The 21,670-nt window shown below is 63.8% G+C and carries 19 protein-coding genes and 3 pseudogenes; 12 read left to right on the top strand and 10 right to left on the bottom strand.

The genetic code is table 11. The annotated features are described in order from the left end of the window. Positions 1 to 246: 246 nt before the first annotated feature. From D1793_RS19935 to D1793_RS18725, 9 genes and pseudogenes are all read left to right on the top strand, one after another. A pseudogene (locus tag D1793_RS19935) lies at positions 247 to 702 on the top strand (sodium:calcium antiporter); the annotation flags it as partial. A gap of 135 nt (positions 703 to 837) precedes the next feature. Next, positions 838 to 1,224: pseudogene (locus tag D1793_RS19930) on the top strand (chromate transporter); the annotation flags it as partial. A gap of 134 nt (positions 1,225 to 1,358) precedes the next feature. After that, a complete protein-coding gene (locus tag D1793_RS18755; RefSeq protein ID WP_119023455.1) occupies positions 1,359 to 2,333 on the top strand; it encodes a tripartite tricarboxylate transporter substrate binding protein in 975 nt (324 codons plus the stop codon). A gap of 46 nt (positions 2,334 to 2,379) precedes the next feature. After that, positions 2,380 to 2,850: a tripartite tricarboxylate transporter TctB family protein gene (locus D1793_RS18750; RefSeq protein WP_119023454.1), complete on the top strand. Its 471-nt coding sequence runs from the start codon at positions 2,380 to 2,382 to the stop codon at positions 2,848 to 2,850. A 17-nt stretch (positions 2,851 to 2,867) separates the two neighbouring features. Next, positions 2,868 to 4,382 carry a tripartite tricarboxylate transporter permease gene (locus D1793_RS18745; RefSeq protein ID WP_119023453.1) on the top strand — a complete coding sequence of 505 codons (1,515 nt, stop codon included), beginning with the start codon at positions 2,868 to 2,870 and terminating at the stop codon, positions 4,380 to 4,382. Positions 4,383 to 4,402: 20 nt separating this feature from the next. Beyond that, positions 4,403 to 7,747, top strand: coding sequence for a heavy metal translocating P-type ATPase (locus D1793_RS18740; protein WP_240407727.1), 3,345 nt, complete (start codon positions 4,403 to 4,405; stop codon positions 7,745 to 7,747). After that, a complete protein-coding gene (locus D1793_RS18735; protein ID WP_119023452.1) occupies positions 7,744 to 7,923 on the top strand; it encodes a hypothetical protein in 180 nt (59 codons plus the stop codon). The genes D1793_RS18740 and D1793_RS18735 overlap by 4 nt, the downstream gene beginning before the upstream one ends. A 107-nt stretch (positions 7,924 to 8,030) precedes the next feature. Then, on the top strand, positions 8,031 to 8,384 hold the full coding sequence (locus D1793_RS19605; protein WP_162900029.1) for a DUF2946 family protein: 354 nt from the start codon (positions 8,031 to 8,033) through the stop codon (positions 8,382 to 8,384). Between the two features lie 87 nt (positions 8,385 to 8,471). After that, a complete protein-coding gene (locus D1793_RS18725; RefSeq protein WP_205527583.1) occupies positions 8,472 to 9,572 on the top strand; it encodes a YncE family protein in 1,101 nt (366 codons plus the stop codon). 133 nt (positions 9,573 to 9,705) lie between these two features. Here D1793_RS18725 and D1793_RS19925 read toward each other — a convergent pair whose 3' ends face one another. From D1793_RS19925 to D1793_RS18700, 5 genes and pseudogenes are all read right to left on the bottom strand, one after another. Then, on the bottom strand, positions 9,706 to 9,978 hold the full coding sequence (locus D1793_RS19925) for a dioxygenase (RefSeq protein ID WP_240407726.1): 273 nt from the start codon (positions 9,976 to 9,978) through the stop codon (positions 9,706 to 9,708). A gap of 516 nt (positions 9,979 to 10,494) precedes the next feature. Then, positions 10,495 to 10,968, bottom strand: coding sequence for a MaoC/PaaZ C-terminal domain-containing protein (locus tag D1793_RS18715; RefSeq protein WP_205527704.1), 474 nt, complete (start codon positions 10,966 to 10,968; stop codon positions 10,495 to 10,497). Positions 10,969 to 11,057: 89 nt separating this feature from the next. Then, positions 11,058 to 12,116, bottom strand: a complete 1,059-nt coding sequence (locus tag D1793_RS18710; protein WP_205527582.1) for a zinc-binding dehydrogenase — start codon at positions 12,114 to 12,116, stop codon at positions 11,058 to 11,060. Continuing rightward, a pseudogene (locus D1793_RS18705) lies at positions 12,113 to 13,361 on the bottom strand (thiolase family protein). Before D1793_RS18705 ends, D1793_RS18710 begins: the two are co-directional and overlap by 4 nt. A gap of 27 nt (positions 13,362 to 13,388) precedes the next feature. Next, a complete protein-coding gene (locus D1793_RS18700; protein WP_119023449.1) occupies positions 13,389 to 14,342 on the bottom strand; it encodes a branched-chain amino acid ABC transporter permease in 954 nt (317 codons plus the stop codon). 186 nt (positions 14,343 to 14,528) lie between these two features. On the opposite strand from D1793_RS18700, the gene D1793_RS18695 reads away from it, so the two are divergent. From D1793_RS18695 to D1793_RS19600, 3 genes are all read left to right on the top strand, one after another. Continuing rightward, entirely contained in the window at positions 14,529 to 15,884 is a 1,356-nt protein-coding gene (locus D1793_RS18695) for a site-specific integrase (RefSeq protein WP_086511096.1), read from the top strand. A 95-nt stretch (positions 15,885 to 15,979) separates the two neighbouring features. After that, positions 15,980 to 18,889: a site-specific integrase gene (locus tag D1793_RS18690; RefSeq protein WP_160113392.1), complete on the top strand. Its 2,910-nt coding sequence runs from the start codon at positions 15,980 to 15,982 to the stop codon at positions 18,887 to 18,889. Beyond that, positions 18,886 to 19,353: a hypothetical protein gene (locus tag D1793_RS19600; protein ID WP_140162521.1), complete on the top strand. Its 468-nt coding sequence runs from the start codon at positions 18,886 to 18,888 to the stop codon at positions 19,351 to 19,353. The genes D1793_RS18690 and D1793_RS19600 overlap by 4 nt, the downstream gene beginning before the upstream one ends. Before the next feature lie 165 nt (positions 19,354 to 19,518). Here the strand turns inward: D1793_RS19600 and D1793_RS18685 are convergent, their stop codons facing one another. The 5 genes from D1793_RS18685 to D1793_RS18665 form a co-directional block, all read right to left on the bottom strand. After that, positions 19,519 to 19,836: a DUF4160 domain-containing protein gene (locus D1793_RS18685; RefSeq protein ID WP_205527581.1), complete on the bottom strand. Its 318-nt coding sequence runs from the start codon at positions 19,834 to 19,836 to the stop codon at positions 19,519 to 19,521. A gap of 180 nt (positions 19,837 to 20,016) precedes the next feature. Then, positions 20,017 to 20,514 (bottom strand): type II toxin-antitoxin system YhaV family toxin, encoded by a 498-nt coding sequence (locus D1793_RS18680; protein ID WP_119023448.1) that lies wholly within the window; start codon positions 20,512 to 20,514, stop codon positions 20,017 to 20,019. Continuing rightward, entirely contained in the window at positions 20,511 to 20,846 is a 336-nt protein-coding gene (locus D1793_RS18675; protein ID WP_119023447.1) for a type II toxin-antitoxin system PrlF family antitoxin, read from the bottom strand. Before D1793_RS18675 ends, D1793_RS18680 begins: the two co-directional genes overlap by 4 nt. Before the next feature lie 166 nt (positions 20,847 to 21,012). Continuing rightward, the gene (locus D1793_RS18670; protein WP_119023446.1) at positions 21,013 to 21,294 is read right to left on the bottom strand and encodes a helix-turn-helix domain-containing protein; all 282 of its coding nucleotides are present in this window, start codon (positions 21,292 to 21,294) and stop codon (positions 21,013 to 21,015) included. Next, positions 21,291 to 21,629 carry a type II toxin-antitoxin system RelE/ParE family toxin gene (locus tag D1793_RS18665; RefSeq protein ID WP_119023445.1) on the bottom strand — a complete coding sequence of 113 codons (339 nt, stop codon included), beginning with the start codon at positions 21,627 to 21,629 and terminating at the stop codon, positions 21,291 to 21,293. The genes D1793_RS18670 and D1793_RS18665 overlap by 4 nt, the downstream gene beginning before the upstream one ends. Positions 21,630 to 21,670: the final 41 nt, after the last annotated feature.

The following is a 21,670-nucleotide window of genomic DNA, read 5'->3' as shown; positions in this document are numbered from 1 at the left end:
AGCTCTCTGAAAACTTTTACATTTGGTGTTTTATAATTTGGATAAAAGCCGACGAGCGGATGCGAGGAGAGCCTAATCACGGGGCCCCGGGGAGGGGCCCCTTTTATATCGCTTAAAAAAGGTACCCCTGAATCAATGCTGTCAGTAGATTGTGTTTGTTAGTAATTTTAGATTCAGGTGGCCAGGGGTAAACACGCCAGCAGCGTGACGATCGTCAACAACGCGGTGCTCGTATCTGAGCAGGCGATGGTAGCCTCGACGAGCCGCCATGAGGTTATTTTGACGTTGGGAGGCGGGTATAACCGTCTTGGCATTTTGTTACTGCTGATCATCGGGGCCGAGGGGCTGGTCAGGGGCGCTTCTCGCCTGGCTACCCGGTTCGGCATGTCGCCGCTGATCATCGGGTTGACGGTCGTGGCCTTCGGCACCAGCTCGCCGGAGTTGGCGGTCAGCCTGAAGGCGGCCGTCGATGGCCAGGCGGGTATTGCCATGGGTAACGTGGTGGGCAGCAACGTGTTCAACGTGCTGTTCATTCTGGGCGTCTCGGCGCTGATCGTGCCGCTGACCGTGGCGCATCAGCTGATTCGCTTCGATATCCCGCTCATGGTGGGCCTTTCGTTGCTGGTCCTGCTACTGGTGCTGGATGGCAGCGTCGGGCGCGTCGATGGCTGGCTGCTGGTGGTGGGACTTGCCGCTTACCTGATATTCCTGTTCCGCCAGAGTCGTCGGGAGCCCTCGCCGGAGAGCCCCGTGGAGCCTCGCGCGGAAGGTGACAGGCTGGTGTGCAACCTGGCGTATGTGCTGGGGGGCTTGGGCATGCTGGTACTGGGGTCACGGGCCCTGGGCAACGCCCTGCCGAGCCCCATCGCCACCAAGATGGCCGGCCAGGTCGGCTACGAAGTGGCCGGGGCAGGGGGCGCCCTGGTGGCCGTGCTGGCCACGGTGGTGCCGTCGCTGCTGCTGATGCTGGGCGCCCTGGGCCTGCTCTATCGCCACCGGGAGTCGCCTCGGGTCAAGCGCATGAGCCAGTGGGTCCGCCCGGTCATCGCGCTGATGATGGGCTGGCTGACCCTCGGCTTCTTCCTGGAGGGCATCGACGGCGCCGGCCTGCTCCACACCCTGGTGATCGGCATCGCCGCCGCCATTGCCCTGCTTCGCTTCCGCGCCCACCCCGCCTTCGTGGTGCTGGGGGCGCTCGTCTATGGAGGGCTCTTCCTCGGCTGATGACCTCGGCTCCGACCCGAACGACCCGCCCGGTAGGCCGGGCCCATAACAAGACCCCAAGCGGGAGCACGCGCTCACACCAGCGCCGCCTCGAGCGGTGACTGCACCAAACCACAACAGCAAAGGTGTCCGACATGACGCGTTCCAGACTGACCCAGACCTTCGCCGCCATTGGCCTCGCTACCGGCCTCGCCCTCACCGGTACGGCCCAGGCCGACTACCCCGAACAGGACATCCGCCTGGTCATCCCCTATGGCCCGGGCGGTGCCACCGACATCATCTTCCGCCTGATCTCCCAGGAGGCCGAGGGCCACCTCGGCACCTCGATCGTGCCGGTCAACATGGCCGGCGCCGGGGCTACCCTGGGCTCCCGGAACGTCAAGGATGCGCGCCCCGACGGCTACACGCTGCTGGGCAGCCACGACACCATCGCCCTCTCCAAGCTGGCGGGCACCGTCGACTACTCCTACGACGCCTTCGAGCCCGTCGCCCTGCTGACCCAGACGATCAACATCCCGGCGGCCCATGCCAACCACCCGGTGCAGTCCGCCGACGAGATCGCCGACTACATCCGCGAGAACCCCGGCCGGGTGCGGATCAGCATGATCCCGAGCTCCACGGACCACTTCTTCTGGGTGCAGTTCTTCGACGCGGCCGGCATCGACATGGCCGACGTGCGCCTGGTGGGCTACCCGGACACCGGCGAGCAGGTCTCGGCGCTGCTGGCCGAGGAGATCGACTTCGCCATGTTCAACCTGCCCTCCGGCGGCGCCTTCTTCGAGGACGGCACCTTCCGCCCGCTGGGCGTGGCGCATCCCGAGCGCCTCGACGGCCTGCCGGAGGTGGCGACCCTGCGCGAGCTGGGCATCGAGATGGATCACTCCACCAGCCGCGGCATCTTCGCCCCCAAGGGGACGCCCCAGGAGATCCTCGACACCCTCGCCGAGGCCTATGGCCAGGCGCTGGAGGACGAGACGGTGCGCAGCCGCATCGAGAACGAGTTCGGCTCCGTGGTGCGCTTCCTCGCCGGCGAGGAGTACCAGGCCTTCCTGGACGAGAACGAGGCCGCCCTGAGTGCCGCGGCCGAGAACATCGACTTCCAGAACTGAGCCCGTGGTGGCGCCGCCGCCCGGCGGCGCCACCGGAGAGACGCCCATGTTGACCCTGACCAAGGACCGCGCCCTGGCCCTGGTGATGCTGGTGATCGCCGGCATCATGCTGGCGGAGACGCGCCACATCCGTCCGCCGACCAGCTGGCAGCCCTACGGCTCGGCGCTGTTCCCCCGCATCCTGCTGGTGGTGATCGGCCTGCTGGCCCTGCTGATCCTGATCCGCTCGCTGTTCCAGGACGCGCCCCCGCGGGAGGCGCCGAGACGCCGCTTCCGGGAGTGGCTCGCCCACCATCGCATCGTGCTGTCGCTGTTCGCCCTGTTCGGTGCCTATGCGCTGCTGTTGCCGCTGCTGGGCTACATCATCAGCACCCTGGCCTTCATGGTCAGCGCCCTGGCGCTGTTGCTGGGCGTGGACCACTGGCGCAAGTGGGCCCTCAATCTCGGGGTGAGCTTCACCCTGGTGCCCCTTGTCTACGTGATCTTCCGTTACGGCCTGCGGGTCTGGCTGCCCTGAACGATCTGGAGTGACCCATGGCGGACTTCTTTCTTCAAGCGCTCGGCCAGGTCAGCAGCCCCTCGGTGCTGCTGCTGATCCTGATCGGCGTGCTCTTCGGCATCATCGGCGGCAGCATCCCCGGCTTCACCGTCACCATGGCCATCCTGGTGGTCTTCCCCTTCACCTTCGCCATGGACCCGGTGAGCGGTGTCTCGCTGATGGTCGGCGTCTTCGTCGGCGGCTACTCGGGCGGGATCGTCTCGGGGGTGATGCTCGGCATCCCCGGTACCCCCTCCTCGATCACCACCGTCTACGATGGCTACCCGATGGCCCAGAACGGCCAGCCCGGCCGGGCGCTCGGCATCGGGGTGGCGGCTTCCTTCCTCGGCACCCTGATCAGCGTGGCGGTCCTGGTCTTCTTCGGCCCGCTGATCGCCAGCTTCAGCATGAACTTCCGCCCCTGGGAGATCACCGCGCTGATCATCTTCGCCCTCACCCTGGTGGCGGGGCTCTCCAACGGCGCCCTGCTCAAGGGGCTGCTGGCGGCGGCCCTGGGGCTCCTGATCACCACGGTGGGCTATGACCGCAACAGCAACCTGCGCTTCGACTTCGGCATCCCGGCGCTGAGCTCCGGCTTCGAGATCCTGCCGGTGATGATCGGCATCTTCGCCTTCTCCCAGCTGCTGGGAAATCTCGAGAAGCTGCGCGACGACCCCCAGGGGGCTCGAAGCGTCGACACCAACGTGGCCATCCCCTACGGCACCATCCTCAAGGACATGGCGGGGCAGAAGCTCAACACCCTGCGCTCCTCGCTGATCGGCAGCCTGGTGGGCGCCCTGCCCGGCACCGGCGGCACCGTGGCCAACTTCATCAGCTACGACCAGGCCAAGAAGTTCTCGCGCCACCCGGAGCGCTTCGGCAAGGGCACCCCGGACGGCATCGTGGCCTCGGAGGCCTCCAACAGCGCGGTGGCCGGCGGCGCCTTCGTGCCCACCCTGGCGCTGGGGATACCCGGCGACCTGCCCATGGCGATCATGATGGGCGTGCTGATCCTCCATGGCATCACCCCGGGGCCGCTGATGTTCGAGCAGAACCCGGTGCTGGTGGGCGCCATCTACGCCAGCCTGCTGATCGGCGCGGTGGTGATGGTGCTCTGCCAGCTGATGCTGGTGCGCTGGTTCGCCAAGATCTCGCTGATTCCCCAGCAGGTCCTGGTGCCGGTGGTGCTGATGCTCTGCGCCATCGGCGCCTATGCCCTGAACAACAACCTCTTCGACATCTGGGTGCTGTTCATTTTCGGCCTGCTCGGCTACCTGCTGTGGAAGGCCGAGGTGCCGCTGACCCCGCTGATCCTCGGCGTGGTGCTGGGCAACAACCTCGAGCGCCAGCTGTTCCGGGCCCTCGAACTCGACGACAGCTGGATGACCTTCCTGACGCGACCGCTCTCGGCGCTGTTCCTGGCCCTGGCCGTGGCGTCGATCGTCTTCTCGCTCTACCAGGACCGCAAGATCCAACGCAACCGGCTCAAGGCCCAGCAGGGCGACGCCTGACCCGACTCAAGGAGCTTTCGATGCAACACGATGCGCTTTACTACCCCAGCCCCTCCCGGCGCATGGCCGCCTTCGGCACCCGTGGCATGGTCGCCACCTCCCAGCCGCTGGCCGCCCAGGTGGGCATGAGCATCCTCCAGCGGGGCGGCAACGCCGTGGATGCCGCCATTGCCTCGGCCGCGGCGCTGACCGTGGTGGAACCCACCTCCAACGGCATCGGCAGCGATGTCTTCGCCATCGTCTGGCTGGACGGCGAGCTGCACGGCCTCAACGCCAGCGGCCCGGCCCCCCAGGCGGCGAGTATCGAGGCCATGAAGGCCCTCGGCCACGAGAGCGTCCCCAACCACGGCATGCTGCCGGTCACCGTGCCGGGTGCCCCGGCCGCCTGGGCGGCGCTCTCCGAGCGCTTCGGTCGGCTGCCCTTCGCCGAGCTGCTGGCCCCGGCCATCGCCCTGGCCGAGGAGGGCTTTCCTGTCTCGCCGGTCATCCACCAGCTCTGGGACGAGGCCTTCCACAGCTACTCGGCCTACGACGATGCCAGCTTCGCGCCCTGGTTCGACACCTTCGCCCCAGAGGGGCGCGCCCCGCGCCCGGGCGAGCGCTGGGCGGCGCCGGACCATGCCCGTACCCTGCGCCGCATCGCCGAGACTCAGGCGCGCGACTTCTACGAGGGCGAGCTGGCCGAGCGCATCGACGCCTTCTTCCGCGAGCACGGCGGCCTGCTGCGCAAGGAAGACCTGGCGAGCTTCGCGCCGGAGTGGGTCGACCCGATCAGCGTGCGCTACCAGGGTCATGACATCTGGGAGATTCCCCCGAACGGCAGCGGCCTGATCGTGCTGCAGGCGCTGGGCATGCTGGAGCGCCTGGGGCCGGAGGGACGCGACCCGGTGGAGACCCTGCACCGGCGCATCGAGGCCACCAAGCTGGCCTACGTGGACGGCCTCGAGCGCCTCGATGGCGTGAGCGAGATCCAGACCAATATCGCCAACCACCATGTCAGCGTGACCCTCGATGATAGCGGGCCCGATGGCGATACCCTGAAGGCCGCCGTCGAGGGCGCCGGCTACGATGTGGCCGCCGTCAGCGGCGGCACCGGCAAGCCACAGATTCGCCTGACGGTGCCGGGCATGGGCTCGGACCACTGCGCCGGCATCATCCGTAGCACCCTGGAGCGGCTGGAGGGTGTCGATCGAATCGACACCAACATCGCCAGCCACCGTGTGTCGGTGACCGTCGCCGCCGATGGCCCCGATGGCGATGCGCTCAAGCGCGCAGTGGAAGGCGCCGGCTACGACGTGGCGGCAGTGCAGACGGAGGAGCAGGAAACAAACGAGGGTGATGCCGAGATCGAAGAGGCCTACCTCGCCCAGGCCCGCAAGCGCCTGATCATCGCCGCCGTGCCCACCACCCTGATCATGCTGCTGATGATGCCACACATGTTCTGGCAGCCAATCCCGGGCTACCTGGCCATCGTCGCCCTGCTCGCCTTTCCGGTGGTGTTCCTCTATGGCGGCGCCGCCACTCACCGATCGAGCTGGCGTTCGCTGAAGAACGGCACCTTCAACATGGACGTGTTGATCTCCATGGGCAGCCTGCCGCCCTACCTGATCGGCCTGGTGGGTTTCATCACTCCGATGACGTCGTTCATCGAGATGGCTGCCACCATCATGACCTTCCACCTGCTGGGCCGCTACCTGGAGGCGCTGGCCAAGGGGCGCGCCTCCCAGGCCATCCGCCGCCTGTTGACCCTGGGCGCCAAGACGGCCCGGGTGGAGCGCGACGGCGAGGAGGTCGAGGTGCCGGTAAGAGAGCTGGCCCCCGGCGACATCATGGTGGTGCGTCCCGGTGACAAGATCCCCACCGATGGTGAAGTGGTCGAGGGCGAGAGCCATCTCGACGAGTCCATCGCCACCGGCGAGTCGATACCCGTTTACAAGAGCACCGGCGACAGCGTGATCGGCGCGACCATCAACAAGGAGGGGCGCCTGCGGGTCAAGGCGACCCGAGTCGGCGGCGATACCTTTCTCGCCCAGGTCGTCCGCCTGATCGACCAGGCACAGGGCTCCCGGGTACCGATCCAGGAGTTCGCCGACCGCATGACCGGGCGCTTCGTACCGGCGGTGCTGGTGATATCGCTGGCCAGCCTCATCGCCTGGGCGCTGTTTCCGGACGTCCTGCGCCCGATCCTCGACTGGGGCGCGACCTTCCTGCCCTGGGTAAACCCCGACGCCACCACGCCGGCACTGGCCTTGCTCGCCGCCGTCGCGGTGCTGGTCATCGCCTGCCCCTGCGCCCTGGGCCTGGCCACCCCCACCGCGCTGATGGTGGGCTCCGGCATCGGTGCCGAGCGTGGCATCCTGATCCGCTCGGGCGAGGCGATCCAGACCTTCAAGGACGTCAAGGTCATGGTGCTCGACAAGACCGGCACCATCACCCGCGGGGAGCCGAAACTCACCGAGGCGGTGACCGCCGAGGGCATCGAGGAGACGCACCTGCTGACCCTCGCCGCGAGCGTGGAGAACGCCTCCGAGCACCCCATCGCCCGGGCCATCGTCGACGGCGCCCGAGAGCGCGGCATCGAACCCGAGGTCGTCACTGAGTTTCGCTCCACCGGTGCCCGCGGCGTCTCGGGCAGAGTGGGTGACGAGACGGTGCTGATCGGCAATCGCCGGCTGCTCGAGGAGGAAGGCGTGGCCGGCCTCGACGCCCTGGATGACGCCATGGGCAAGCTCGAGGGCAAGGGACGCACCGTGGTGATCGTCGCCGCCGACGGCCAGGCGCTCGGCCTCGTGGCCGTGGCCGATACCCTCAAGGAGGAATCGGTCGAGGCCATTCGCGGCATGCACGCGCTGGGACTGCACGTGGTGATGATCACCGGCGACAACGAGCGGGCCGCCCGCGCCGTGGCCGAGGAGGTCGGCATCGACGAGGTCCAGGCCGGCGTGCTGCCCGAGGGCAAGGTCGACGCCATCCGCGCGCTGCAAAAGCAACACGGTAACCACGTGGCCATGGTCGGCGACGGCATCAACGACGCCGCGGCGCTGAAGCAGGCCAACGTGGGTATCGCCATCGGCGCCGGGGCCGACGTGGCCATCGAGGCCGCCGACGTGACCCTGGTGCGCGGCGAGCTGACCGGCGTGGTGGAGGCGATGCACCTCTCCCGCGCTACCTTCGGCAAGATCGTGCAGAACCTGATCTGGGCCAGCGGCTACAACGTGGCCGCCATTCCCATCGCCGCCGTGGGCCTGCTGCACCCCATGATCGGCGTGATCGCCATGACGGCAAGCTCGCTCTCGGTGATCGGCAACTCGCTGCTGCTCAAGCGGCGCTTCACCCGCACGAACCCGCAAGGAGAATCGACATGAACCGTCACCACTGGCTGATGACCGCTTGCCTGGTGCTGATGGGCGTGGCCATGCTCATCGTGCTGTGGCGCGGCAACTCCTTCGGTGCCGGTACCTGGCTACTGCTGCTGCCGATGGGGCTCTGTCTCGGCCTGCACCTGTTCATGCATCGTCACTGTCACCGAAACGATGAATGACCCACGACCTCACTCCCACTCCGCGATTCGCCCGGGAAATTGCCTGGGGTCAATGCAACCCTGTCCACAGGCAGGCATGCTGAAGGCCTGACACAAGGGAGTTCCTCATGCACCGGCTCACTCGGACATCATCAACACAGCGTACAGGAGGTCGCCTGCTGGCCCTCCTGCTCGCGCTGCTGTTGGCGATGGTCACGCTGACGAGCCACGGCGGCATACAGAGCCACCCCAGCGATTGCGGTATCGCTACCGAATGGATGTCGGATAACGGCCAGTCGGGTGAAGGCCATTCGGATAACGGCCACAGCGCCGACCATGACGCCTCATCCTGCGTCACCTGTTCCACCGCCACGGGCCAGGCATTGCTGCCCGTGGCGGGTCCGCAACGCCAGGCCAACTCAACTGCCATGGCGATGGTCCCGCAGACTCCGCTGACTCCCAGACGTCCTCCCAGAGCCTGAGCGAACGAAGACGGCCCTTCCGTCGAACCGCGACACCGTTCGCTGCGACACCGTTCGCATTATGGTTACGTTCCTCAGGAGTTCATCATGTCTATCCGTTTTTCATCGGCCGCGACGGCGCGCCAGGCATTCCTGCCGTCCTCATTTCCGCTCACCGGCAACCATCGGCTCCTCGGCTGGCTGATGGCCGCTGGGCTGTCCCTCTCCGCACTGCCGACACTCGCCGACGCGGTACCGACGGGCACGGTGGTTACCGCCAATGAGCATGGCGCCTCTCTCACCCACATCAACCTGTCGAGCGATGAGATCAGCACCCACGCCATTGCCATCGCGCCCCACAACGTTCAGATCAGCGACTCCGGCCGCTACCTGATGGCCGTGGGGGAGCCGGCGTCCGACGACCACGGCCATGACGGCGGCCATGCCCACGGTGATACCCCCGGCAAGCTCAAGCTCTACCCCTCCCATGACCCGAGCGGCGCTCCCCTGGCCAGCATCGAGGTGGGCAGCCACCCGGCTCATGTGGTCAGTGACCGGGAAGGCCGGTTCGCCTTCGTCACCAATGCGGGGGACAAAAGCGTCTCGGTCGTGGATCTGGAGGCAAAGGAGAGCGTGGCGACCATCGCCACCGGTGAGTATCCCCACGGACTGCGTCTGAGTCCCGATGGCCAGGAGCTCTATGTGGCCAACGTCCTGGATGGCAGCGTCTCGATCATCGATATCGAGGCGCGGGAAGAGGTCGCTCGCCTGCCGGTCGGCCAGGCTCCCGTGCAAGTGGGCTTCACCCCGGATGGAACCCGGGTCTTCGTCTCATTACGGGACGAGAACCGCGTGGCCGTCATCGACACCAACCGCCGTGAGGTCGTCGAGCGCATCGAGGTGGGCCGGTTGCCGATCCAGGTACACGCCACCCCGGATGGCCGCTACATCCTGGTGGCCAACGAGGGCAGCGAAGCCGAGCCCGACAACCGGGTCTCGGTCATCGCGCTCGATAGCCTGGCGGTGGTGGCCACCCATGAGGTCGGTGCCGGTGCCCACGGTGTCAGCGTCGATGATTCCGGGCGCTTCGCCTTCGTGACCAGCCTGTATGACGACAGCCTGTCGGTCATCGACCTCGAAGCCGGCGCTGTCATCAGCCGCCATGACACCGGCCAGGGTCCCAACGGCGTGACCTGGGTAAACCACTGAGGGAGCCAAACCATGATGACTCAATGTGCCGCCCTGATCGGCCCTCTGGGCTGGGTCATGCCCGTCGCCATGATGCAGCACAACGATAGGTTCACAAGGATACGCGGACTCAGGCTATCTCTTTGCAGAACAGCTACACGGCAGTCAAAGCCGTATCCCCCGGTGGCGCTCCTGCAACGCCAGTACGACCAGCGTCAGGGCTGTCAGCGGTAGCGCAAAGTAGAGCATGGTGACGCTGAATACCGGCAGCGCAGGTGACGTCGAAGTCGTCGATCAGCTTGAACAGGTCGGAGAGCAGGCGGTGCATGATCTGCTTCGCGCGCTCGTTGCCGCCTTCCTGGTCGAAGCCGGCGACGGTCTTCAGGAAATCCTGGACATCGGGGGTATCAAAGATCTTCACGGTCATGGTGGTCGTCTCCTCGTCGTTGTCGTTGTGCCCTGCGCTGCGTCAGGGGGAGTGCAAGGCCATCGAATGGGTGGCTCTCGTGTCCACTTCTACTGGATGTCGAGAGGATTCTGGCCCTCGCCGCAAGTCCCAACCAATATCGAATGGGTACCCCGCCATACCCCTGGGGTATCGGCTCGGCCTGCCGAACCGCGCGCTTCTCCGCCCAGAATGGCGACAAAAAGTCCATGATTTTCCAGTGAATTATCCAAGGAAACCGCGGGCTCGACGGCCCCGGGCCGCCGCCGCTCTGCGGCGAGGTCGGCATGGCCGATGGCGCGACGGCCTCAAATCAAGGGATTGGCGGCGCTCCGGCAGCACCGCCGTGGGGAGAAGTCGCGCTCCATCAACCCTGCGGAGGGGAGAAGGTGCGACAAAAGCATAATGGGCGATGACGCCGACAAAAAAGGCGACGGGGTTGTCCGTCGCCAAGCCACCGGTCGCGCGCGACCGATCGAGAGAGAGGGATAGAAGGGCTCAGCTCGCGATGGAGATGGCCGGCAGGGTCGGCTTCGGCACCGAGAGCTTCTCGGTGGGGGCAATCACCTTCGCCTCCCCGACGACCACCTGATCGCCGTGCTGATTGCGAACCTCGCAGCCTAGCACCACGCGATTGCGGGGCTCCTTCCTGAGCACGGTCAGCGTGATGCTCAGGGTGTCGCCCAGCCTGACCGGACGCTTGAAGGCCAGGCTCTGCTCCAGGTAGATGGTGCCTGGGCCGGGCATCACGGTGGCGAGAGCCCCCGATATCAGGGAACCGCTCCACATGCCGTGGGCGATACGTTCCTTGAACAGGGTCGCCGCGGCGAAGTCGGCATCCAGGTGCAGGGGATTCACGTCGCCGGAAACGGCCGCGAACAGCACCAGCTCGTCGCTGGTCAGGGTACGGGTGAAGGTGGCGGCATCGCCCTCCTTCAACTCGTCGTAGGTAATATTGTCGAGGGTCGTCAGGGTAGCGTTCATCGCGGGCTCCAGTGATCAGGGGGTGGGTAGACTCGGGGTGAAAAGCAAGGCGGTCTCTGGCGTGGTGCCCGCGGGGGTCAGTGCCCCATCTCCAGCCCCACCTTGCCCATCCGGCTCCCCGACTCGAGGCGCTCCAGCGCCTCGTGGATCGCCTCCAGCGGATAGACGCTGTCGATGACGGGGATGATCCGGTGGCGCTCCACATAGGCGAGCAGCTCCCGGAACTCCGCGGCGTTGCCGCTGGTGGAGCCGATGATCTGCAGCTGGCGGATGAAGAGACGCTTCAGGTCAGCCGGAGGCTGGTCCCCCGAGGTCGCCCCGCAGGTCACCAGGCGCCCGCCGCGCACCAGCGACTTCATGGCCGAGGCCCAGACGGCCTCGCCAACGTTCTCGACCACCACGTCCACGCCGCGGCCGTCGGTAAGCGCCATGACGCGTCGAGCCACCTCCTCGCTCCTGCCGTTGATCGCCTCGTGGGCGCCCAGCGTCAGGGCCCGCTGAAGCTTCTCGTCCTCCCGGGAGGTCACGATCACCCTGGCGCCGATGCTGGCGGCCAGCTGCATGGCGGCCAGCGACACGCCACCGCCCACCCCGAACACCAGCACGGTCTCCCAGGGCTTCAGCTGCGCCCGGGTGAAGAGCATCCGCCAGGCGGTGAGGTAGTTGACCCCCAGGGCCGCGGCCTGCACGAAGTCCAGGTGCGCCGGCATGGGGAAGAGGTTCTCCACTGGCACGCTGAGCCACTGGGCGAAGGTGCCGTCCACATGCTCGCCCATCAGCTTCATGCGGGTGCAGAGCACGTCGTCGCCCCGCTGGCAAAACTCGCACTGCCCGCAGGTCAGGTTGGGAAACACCACCACCCGCTGGCCCGCCGCCAGGCGCGTCTCGCCCTCCTCGACCTCCTCCACCACGCCGGCGCCGTCCAGCCCCATCACCAGCGGCAGCTCATGGGTGATGCCCGCACCGCTGTTGCGCATGTAGAGGTCGACCTGGTTGAGGGTGCCCGCCTCCAGGCGCACCAGCGCCTCGCCCGGCCGTCGCCGGGGCCGTTCGCCCTGCCTGACCTCGACCACCTCGTTGCCACCGTGGCCGGTAATCACGACGGTCTTCATGGTCTCCTGCATGCTCTCGTTCACGAGTCCGTCCTCTCCAGCAGCGTGGCGATACCCTGCCCCACGCCCACGCACATGGTGCACAGGGCGTAGCGCTTGCCGCTCTGCTGCAGCTCATGGGCCGCGGTCATCAGCAGGCGGGCGCCGGACATGCCCAGCGGGTGGCCGAGCGCAATGGCGCCGCCGTTGGGGTTGACCCGCGGGTCGTCGTCGGCGATCCCCAGCTCGCGCATACAGGCGAGCGCCTGGGCGGCGAAGGCCTCGTTGAGCTCAACAGGCGAGCGCCTGGGCGGCGAAGGCCTCGTTGAGCTCAATCACGTCGATCTCGTCCAGCGACACGCCGGTGCGCGCGAGCAGCTTCTGCACCGCGGGCACCGGGCCAATGCCCATGATGCGCGGCTCGACGCCGGCGGTGGCCATGCCGAGGATCCTCGCCATGGGGGTGAGGCCGTGCGTCTCCACCGCTTCTCGACTGGCCACCAGCATGGCGGCGGCACCGTCGTTGACCCCGGAGGCGTTGCCGGCGGTGACGCTACCACCTTCCCGGAACGGCGTCGGTAGCCCGGCGAGCTTCTCGAGCGTCGTCGCGCGCAGGTGCTCGTCCTGGTCGAAGCGCAGCGGTTCCTGCTTGCGGCGCGGGATCTCGATGGCGGTGATCTCACAGGCGAAGCGGCCGGCAGCCTGGGCGGCGGCGGCCTTCTGCTGGGAGCGCAGGGCGAAGGCGTCCTGGTCCTCGCGGGAGATGGCGAACTGCTCGGCCAGGTTCTCGGCGGTCTCCGGCATGGACTCGACGCCGTAGGCCTTCTTCATCAGTGGGTTGATGAAGCGCCAGCCGATGGTGGTGTCCTCGATCTGCTGGCCCCGGGAGAAGGCGCTGTCGGCCTTGCCCATCACGTAGGGGGCCCGAGACATCGACTCCACGCCGCCGGCCAGCGCCAGGTCCATCTCGCCGGCCTTGATGGCGCGGAAAGCGGTGCCCACCGCGTCCATGCCGGAGCCGCATAGGCGGTTCAGGGTGGTGCCGGGGATGGATACCGGCATGCCCGCCAGCAGCAGCGACATGCGCGCCACGTTGCGGTTGTCCTCGCCGGCCTGGTTGGCGCAACCCATGAAGACCTCTTCGATGGCGGCAGGGTCGAGATTCGGCGTCTCGGCCAGCACCGCCTTGAAGATGGTGGCCGCCAGGTCGTCGGGGCGCACGCTCGAGAGGGTGCCGCCGAAGCGGCCGATACCGCTGCGGCGTGGATGACAGAGGTAGACACTATTCATAACTAGCACCAAGTTATTCACGGCAATTTATTTAAAGTTCTTGCGGTAGGACTTGAGGATCTCGCCGACGATGCCGCTGCGGAAGCTCAGCACGCAGATCACGAAGATCACCCCGAGGATCGGCCCCACCCAGTTGCCCAGCGGCGACTGGGCCAGCAGGTGCTGCAGGCTGACCACGATGCCCGCGCCCACCACCGGACCGAACAGGGTGCCCACTCCGCCCAGCAGGGTCATCAGGATCACCTCGCCAGACATGTGCCAGTGTGCGTCGGTCAGCGAGGCCAGCTGGAACACCACCGTCTTGGTGGAGCCGGCCAGGCCCGCGAGGCCCGCGGAGAGCACGAAGGCCACCCACTTGTAGGCGTCGACGTTGTAGCCCAGCGATACCGCCCGCGGCTCGTTCTCGCGGATCGCCTTGAGCACCTGGCCGTAGGGCGAGTGCACGGCACGCTGCACGATGGCGAAGCCGAACAGGAAGATGGCGAACACGAAGTAGTACATCGCCAGGTTGCTGCGCAGGCTGATCACGCCGAACAGGTCGCCCCGCGGCACCCCGTGCAGGCCGTCCTCGCCGCCGGTGAAGGGCGACTGGACGTAGACGAAGAACACCAGCTGGGCCAGCGCCAGGGTCACCATGGCGAAGTAGATGCCCTGGCGGCGGATCGACAGCGCCCCGAACACCGCGCCCAGCGCCACGGCGGTCAGGGTCCCGGCGAGGATGCCCAGCTCCGGGGTGAGCGCCGGGTGGCTCGACAGCAGGTAGCCGGTGATGTAGCCGCCGGTGGCCAGGAAGGCGGCGTGGCCGAAGGAGAGCAGCCCCGCGTAGCCGAGCAGCAGGTTGAAGGCGCAGGCGAACAGCGCAAAGCACAGCACCTTCATCAGGAACACCGGGTAGGCCACGAAGGGGGCCACCAGGCCGATGACGATCAGCACCAGGTAGAAGACGTTGCGGCGAATATCGGCGCGGCGCTGACGCTTCATGGAGGTGACCGATCAGTCAGACAGGACTGCCGCCTGACTTGCCGTACACAGGATTTGACAATAACTCGTTCGCCAGCTTGGCTCTATACTCCAGAGTGGACTCTTTCTCATCAAAGCTACTGTAGTACAGTCATCGGACATGTGCAGGTAGCAACAGTATTCTTGGCTCTGGGGAGGTAACCGTTTATGCCGGTTTATCGAGTCCTGCATGCCGAAGGTTGCTATCCCTTTCATGTGGTGGATCGCGATGGGTTACCGCACCCGGAGCTGACCCTCTATGCCTGCCTGTCCGTGCGTCATCATGCATCGCTGACGGCAAGAGCCTACACGAGGGAAGTGGTCTCCTTTGCTTCCTGGGCGGCAGATCATCCCGTCGTGCTTCGACAGGGTTGGCAGTTGCTTGGTCCACCTACTCAGGTGCGGGCACTGTTGGCTTTCTTCCTCGCTTCGGAAATGAAGTGCATCGTGGCGTTGGGTCGAGATCGCTGCGGATTCGAAACCCGTCGGATCGAACCGACTTGGCAGACTGGCCGGCGCCTGGAACGGCTCCTGGCGGCGCTGAGATCGTTCTACACGGTACTGCATGAGCACGGTCGCTATCACCATGGCAATCCGATGGATGCCGACGGTGCCCGCCGATACATCGAGGAGGAGCGCCGCCGGCAACTCCAGGTGTTTGTCGATGCCCATGGTCGAATGCCCATGCCGGCTGACAGTGGCGTAGACGGCGTTCGAGAGATGCGCCTTTCCGCCAGTTACTTCCGGCTGAAGGGGAATCAATGGTTACCCGAGATCCTGGATGAACCGGCCCTGATGAACAGGGTCATGTCAGCTGGTGAGCAGTGGGGGTGGACACTACGCGAAACCGGCCTGGTACGTATCCTTTTTGATACCGGCTGCCGTGTGCACGAGGCTTGTCAACTCAGCGTGGCGGACTGGGTGCAGAGTGGTTTTATGCGAGAGATGTTGTCGATCAGCAAGGGAAGTCATGGACGCCGAGTGAAAAGGCTGTTCATTACCGACCGCACGGCCAAGGTCCTGCGACACTATGTGGACGAGCAGCGTGCTCGGCTAGATCCCCGAGGGTATGGGCTGGCGGAACTCACTACACTGCCTGTGGAAGCTCTTCATCACCTTCCGCTGTTCCTGACTCGACGTGGCACATCAATGAACCCGGACCACTTCCGCCGCGACTATTGGGCACCGGCTCTCAACGCCGCCGGCCTACAAGTGCGTTGCCATCAGGTCCGCCACTGGTTCGTGACACAGGCGCTCAACGACATCCACCAGCGTGCCCGATCCGCTGAGGAACTGCTGAGCCTGCGTGGTGCCCTACGTGAACTCATGGCCTGGAAAAGCGACATGCTGCCAATCTATGACCAAGCTATCTGCCGACATAATCTGCCGGAGCTGGCTCATCGCATTCATGCTCGCATCGAACGTGAGCACCGGCATGATCGCGCTCGCCGTTCCCAGCCGGCTTCTCCCCCCGAGTCACTTACCGAGAGCCAGCGAATGTTAGATGAGATGCTGAAACCATGACGCCGCCGGCCCGGCAACACCGCGCCAATCCGGAGCATCGGCGGCTTACGATACGTGCCGAGCTTGATCGTCGACGCGAGCGGGGTGAGGCCTTCGTGAATCGGGAGGTGATGGCGGTTACCGGCTACGATCGCAAGACGATCAGTGGCGTTACCCAGCGTTATGTTCGTGACCTGGCAGCGGAGTTGCTGCAGACGGTGGTCGAGAACCGAGAGGCTCATGAACGCTGGGTACGTGACTACCGCACCTTTCGCCCCTTTATTACGCGCACAACAAGTGGTCCGGTGCTGTTCCGACGCTTTGTGCGGCTGGTCATCGAACAACTGCATCGCGAGAACACGTTGATGACGGTGAACGCAGTTGAAGCCATTACGGGAGGGCGAAGACGGATCCTCAATGAGGAGTTGGTTCTCTGGGAGCAGGAGACCGGTCATCAGGTAGCGCGCACGGTTGCCTGGAAATCTCTCGACACCTACGGTACCACCGTCCTCGTGGGCGAAAATCATGCGCTGAACCAGCGAAACGAATCGATCACGGCGGAACTGGACCGTCGTCGCCGGCTCGGCACTCCCTTCAAGCTGGCCGATATCAGCCGGTGCCTCGGGTACAGCGTAGCCACCGTGTCGGGGTATTCGCGCCATTACGTGGCAGCATTGGCCGATGAACTCCTGAGCACCCCGGTCGACAGTCGTGAGGCCTATGAGGGCTGGCGTCGGGACTTCAATACCTTTCGCTATTCGCTTCCCAATACGCGGCGTTCACGTGAAGTGCTCACGCGGCTCACACGTCTGACCATTGAGCACCTACACCGCGAGGGACATACGGTAGCCTACAGCGAGGTACTGCGGATTTCCGAGCACAATGATCGTCACATTAAACAAGAAATCCGGCGTTGGGAAGAAGAGACGGGGCATCAGGCCAGGCCATTGCGGGTATGGAAGGAGATCACTCTGGAGATGGTGCTTGACAGAGTAACACCGGCACTCCACCACCTGCCGCTGACCTTTCTGGAATCACCGACCATGGGGCGGCCCTTCAATGAGTCCCAGCGCCGAATGATCCACTCCATTTCGCAACCGAAACTACGGGATGTGGCATTCTTCGTCATGACCTTCGCCGATGGCAACCGACGTAACGACATCACCTTCTTTGCCAGCATGTCGCGCTATCTAAAACGGTTGGAACTTGCAGATATCGATGAGCTGGACCCCGAGGCGTTCTATCAAAGATACCATGATGGTGAGGTATTGCCGGAAGAGGGTACGCCCAAGCGCGGCCGATTTCTGCAGACCTATTTCCGCTTGCTGCGCAAACAAGAGGATTACCTACTCAAGTTGACACCCGAGCAGCGCCGGGCCGTAGCGCCTTGGAAACTCATTGCTCTGAAGGATGACCACTTCTGGCACCGCTCCACTATTCATAGAGAAGTAAGAGCCGAGCAGAGGATGCGCCGTAAGGCCGCTACCGCCGTTGTACATGATCGCTTCTATCTGCTCCGTGATATAGCCGAGCGTCGATGCATTCAGGTCGAGCGACTGTACACAGCCTTCCGAGATGCCATTGCCCATCATGAACGGAAGGGAGAGGCCCTGCCGATATCATTCTCGATCACCGATGAGACGGTATCGGCCTCAGGCCGCACTCGACCGACACAGCAGCATTTCAGGCTCTGGGACGCAGCGACATTGCGTTCTGTGCATGAGCCCGTGGCAGAAGACTTCTACTATCATCAGGATCAGCGTCAGCGCATGCGTGCGGCGGTATGCGACCAGGCAGGTTACTTCCTGAGCTATGAGGGCGGCCATGCCCGTGATGACGCTGATGCTGTAGAGCCCTATTGGTTCATCGAACTGCTGCAGGCGAATGTGCTGCGCTCTCAGGTTGTCGATCCTGATTTTCTGACGCGAAATGGCTACTCGAGAAGCTCATTTCAGCTCCCTCCACAATCGACTTGGGGAGCATCAACCAATAACTGGTTGGAACGTATCTCGCGAGATATTGGCATGCTCTTTATTCCACTTGATGCGCTCAAGCTTGGCGCTCTCGTCGGGCATGCGGCCATTCAGATCATGACCAAGACCGGGGCTCGCATGAACGAGTTCCTGCAAATCAGGTTGAGTCAGGAGCATCTATCACGAGTGCTGCTCGCCAAGGGCCGTGAAGCGATCGCCTTTCGCGCAATTCCCAAGGGACGCCGGGCAGAAGAGCCCTACTATATTGACGAGCGCTGCATGAGAGCGCTACACGCTTGGTGGAAGTTCCAGCGAGAGCGGGAGCAGAGCCTGGAGACCATCCCTGCTACTAGGAATTTGCGGCATAAACTTCGACCGGCGCCCTACTTATGGCAGCACGCCGGAAGACATTTCAGCCATAAGGACATCAATGCGACGATGTCCATCATGCTGCACGGTATCTCGCTGCAAACGCCTGACGGTGAGGCCGTGCGGGTCACTTCCCACCTGCTGCGTCACGGCTTTGCCACGGAGATGCGGGCGTTGAACACGCCTGTGGATGTGATCGCACTCCTCATGAAGCAGCGAGATATACGAGTGACCGAATACTATTCCCAGCCGACGCCGGCCAGGCTGGTGGAGCTGCAACGGAAGATCTTTGAAAGCCGTGTGGACCTGTCCCGTACCCACATACGATCCCCAGCGCAAATCCGGCGGCAGGTCGAAGCCGCGCAGGAGCAGGTGGGTGCACTGATCCCGGTTATCGGTGGACGTTGCACAGTGGCCAGTCAGTGTCCCATCAAGTTCGCCTGCATCGGCTGTGCCGGGAATGCGCCCGACTGGCGCAAGCGTGACCAAGTCATCATCTACCGGCAGGCCTGTGCGCAGATGGCGGAAATGGCGGAAGCACAGAATCTGCCCGCTGAAGAGCGCAAGGCAAAGGAAGCCATGGCGAGCTGCAATGATGTGCTGGCCGAGATGGAACTTCTTGAGCGAGCTGATCAGGCTGCAGCAGACCCCGTCATACTGACCATCGGGAGGAAGGAGGGATGACGCGACAATCCAGTAAGGCACGTTCCGAGGCTGCAATGGCCGGTTTGAAACGCAGTCATCAGCAACGTCGCAATCGAAGCGTGGCGATCGTGCGTCAAGCAATCAGCCGGCTACAGGAGACCGGCAGTCCTGTGACGCTGGGACGGATTGCGAGAATGTCGCGTGAACTCTCCGATACGGGAATGGGGATTTCCGAATCCACCATTCTTCGAAATCCTGAATGCTGCCAATTATACGAGGAAGCTGCTCAACCCGTTCGAAGGCGGCGTACCATTGGACGCCTACTGAACAGCGATGTGGAAAGACCCACCGATGCGGAGCGGCGACGTATGCATTATTTGATGCGCCTGACAAAGGCTGAGCTGGCCGCTCGCATTCTCGCTGTTGAGCGGAAGCTGGCTTTATCGGAAAAATCGAATGGCGTCCTGCGCGATCAGATTCTTCGGGAAAACTTGGGTCTATAATCACCTTTTCAATACTTAGACCCCACAGCTACTCACTTTGCATCGGAAATGAGGCTCCCTCGCTTTCTTCCGCCTGATGACGTTGTTGCTCTGGCGTCCATAGCGTGAGTTATTGTCAAATCCTGTGTACGGCAAGTCAGGCGGCAGTCCTGTCTGACTGATCGGTCAATCAGCAGGATACGTCACCCTCTCGACTTCCCTCCATACACAAGACTTGAGCTTAACTCGGGCGTCATCAGTAATGGCCATAAATATCCCTCCATTTCCGCAGAGTGCCAGGAGCTCAGCCGCCAGCGCGGTGGCGATACGGTTGAGGTCTGGCGTGTTGAAGCGATAGTTCTCGCGCAGCTCTGGCGGTCCCTCGGGGCAGTGCAGGATGAACACCGCTTCACCGCCCTTGCCGATGACATGGACATGCGCAGGCCGGTGGTCGTTGGGATAGATGACGGCGCGCAGGCCATCGAAGCGTAGGACGGTTGGCATGGGGACAGTCTCGCATAAACCCAAGCGGTCAGGATTATGCTCGCGCAAGGCGCGACATCGATCGTCGCCCCCTTGGTATGAGGGTATCGTGACTGCTCCCCGCCCGAGTGGGCGAGGGTTTACGCGAACTGTTGCTAACTGGGGGACGGATTACGAGGTGCCGACCCCAGCATGTCGAAATTAAGGCTCATCATCCTCTGCCCCCAGAAGCGCTTTGATGCGTCCGCCATCACTGATGGCCGCGCTCCACAAGTCATTCCAGCTATCAGGTGGGTTACCGTTCTTGAGCATCTTGCGGTAGACAGCGTAAGCGTCTTGCTTGCTGTCATAGGCGCGCTTGGTGGATTCGTCGTTGACCCAGGCGTAGATGAGGATCTTGCTCGCAAGGTCGTAGCGAAAGAACAGCCGGTACTGCTGGTAGAACGTTGCCCGGCACCAATGGGTGTGGTCAGCCCCGAGGGCGCTTCCTTGGCGATACTGAGAGCCTGCCGGGTCTTGTGGAATGTCGTTCTTGGCCAGCTTCACAATCGCCGCCAGACGCTTGGTGGTCGGTTTGCTGTGATATCCGAGTGGATCCTTTTCCTGGAGTCGCCTCACCTTACTGGTGAGCGCATCGACCTGCTCTAGGAATAGCGGATGTGCGTAGATCGTCCATCCGTTTATCTCCAGAGGACTCATGAGTCGTCGTCGTCCTCTGGCAGTTCCTCATCGAGGTCTACCTCAATGCCTGCCGTCAGGCGCTCGGCCTCGGCAAAGGTGCTGGCAGTGATAGGACGAATGTTTTCCGGGTGCTCCTGAAGATCGCGCTCCAGGAAGGCCAGGAAGCTGGCCATCACGGGGTCTTGGCTGGACTCATCACAGGCGCGAGTGAGCACCACTTCCCCATTGGGGCGAATCACATAGTGAATCCGATCGCGGCGCTTCAGCTTCAGCGCACGACGAACCGATGCCGGAACGGTCGTCTGGTAGCGATCCGTCAGGGTGGAGTCATCCTCAATGGCCGTGTTCATGATTGGCCTCCGCTCAATGGCAATGCAAAAGTAATGCACTTAGGGTAATGCAATCGCATTGCCTCGTCAATGGCAGGGAAAGCAATCAATAGGTCTCCGGCGCAACACCCTACTTCTGGTGTGGCTCCCAATATGCGATCATTCTGTAAAGAAAACGAAAGTTTTCTTACGCAGCATCGAATACGCGCATTTCGACATGCAGCCCCGCTGCGACAACCATGTTCACCAGCGTATCGAGACTAAACAGGTGGATTTTTCCGCGCATCAGGTCGGACACCCTGGGTTGAGTGACGCCCAGTCGCTTCGCGGCTTCGCCTTGGGTCCAGCCTTGCTGGGTAACGTGCTGTTCAAGTGCCATCATCAGGCCGGAGCGAAGCTTCATGTTTTCCGCTTCGGCGGCAGTGTCCTCGATGGCGTCCCACACGCTGTCGAATGTCTCATTGCTCATTGTTTCACCTCGCTTAGCAAGGCGCGGTATCTGGCTTCGGCCAAGTCGAGATCCGCCTTACTCGTCTTCTGGGTTTTCTTCTGGAAGCAGTGCAGGACATAGACAGCCTCGGCGAGCTTGGCGACGTAGATCACCCGGAACGCCCCGTCAGCGTCTCTGATGCGAATTTCCCGCACGCCTTGGCCCACAGTAGCCATTGGCTTCCAGTCTTTCGGCTCGAGCCCCCGTTGCACCTTGTCGAGCTGGTATCCCACTTCCTGTCGGACAGTTGCTGGGAACGCTCGGAGGTCGGCGAGGGCGCTACCTCGGAAATTTAGGGGTTTGTGTTCTGACATGCTGTAATTATACAAAGTTCTGTATAGCTCGCAATGTCGGG

This window comes from Halomonas sp. JS92-SW72, assembly GCF_003547075.1.
GTDB lineage: Bacteria > Pseudomonadota > Gammaproteobacteria > Pseudomonadales > Halomonadaceae > Halomonas > Halomonas alkalicola.
Note: the sequence above shows the minus strand (reverse complement) of the source record. Positions and strands in the feature narration are given on the sequence as shown.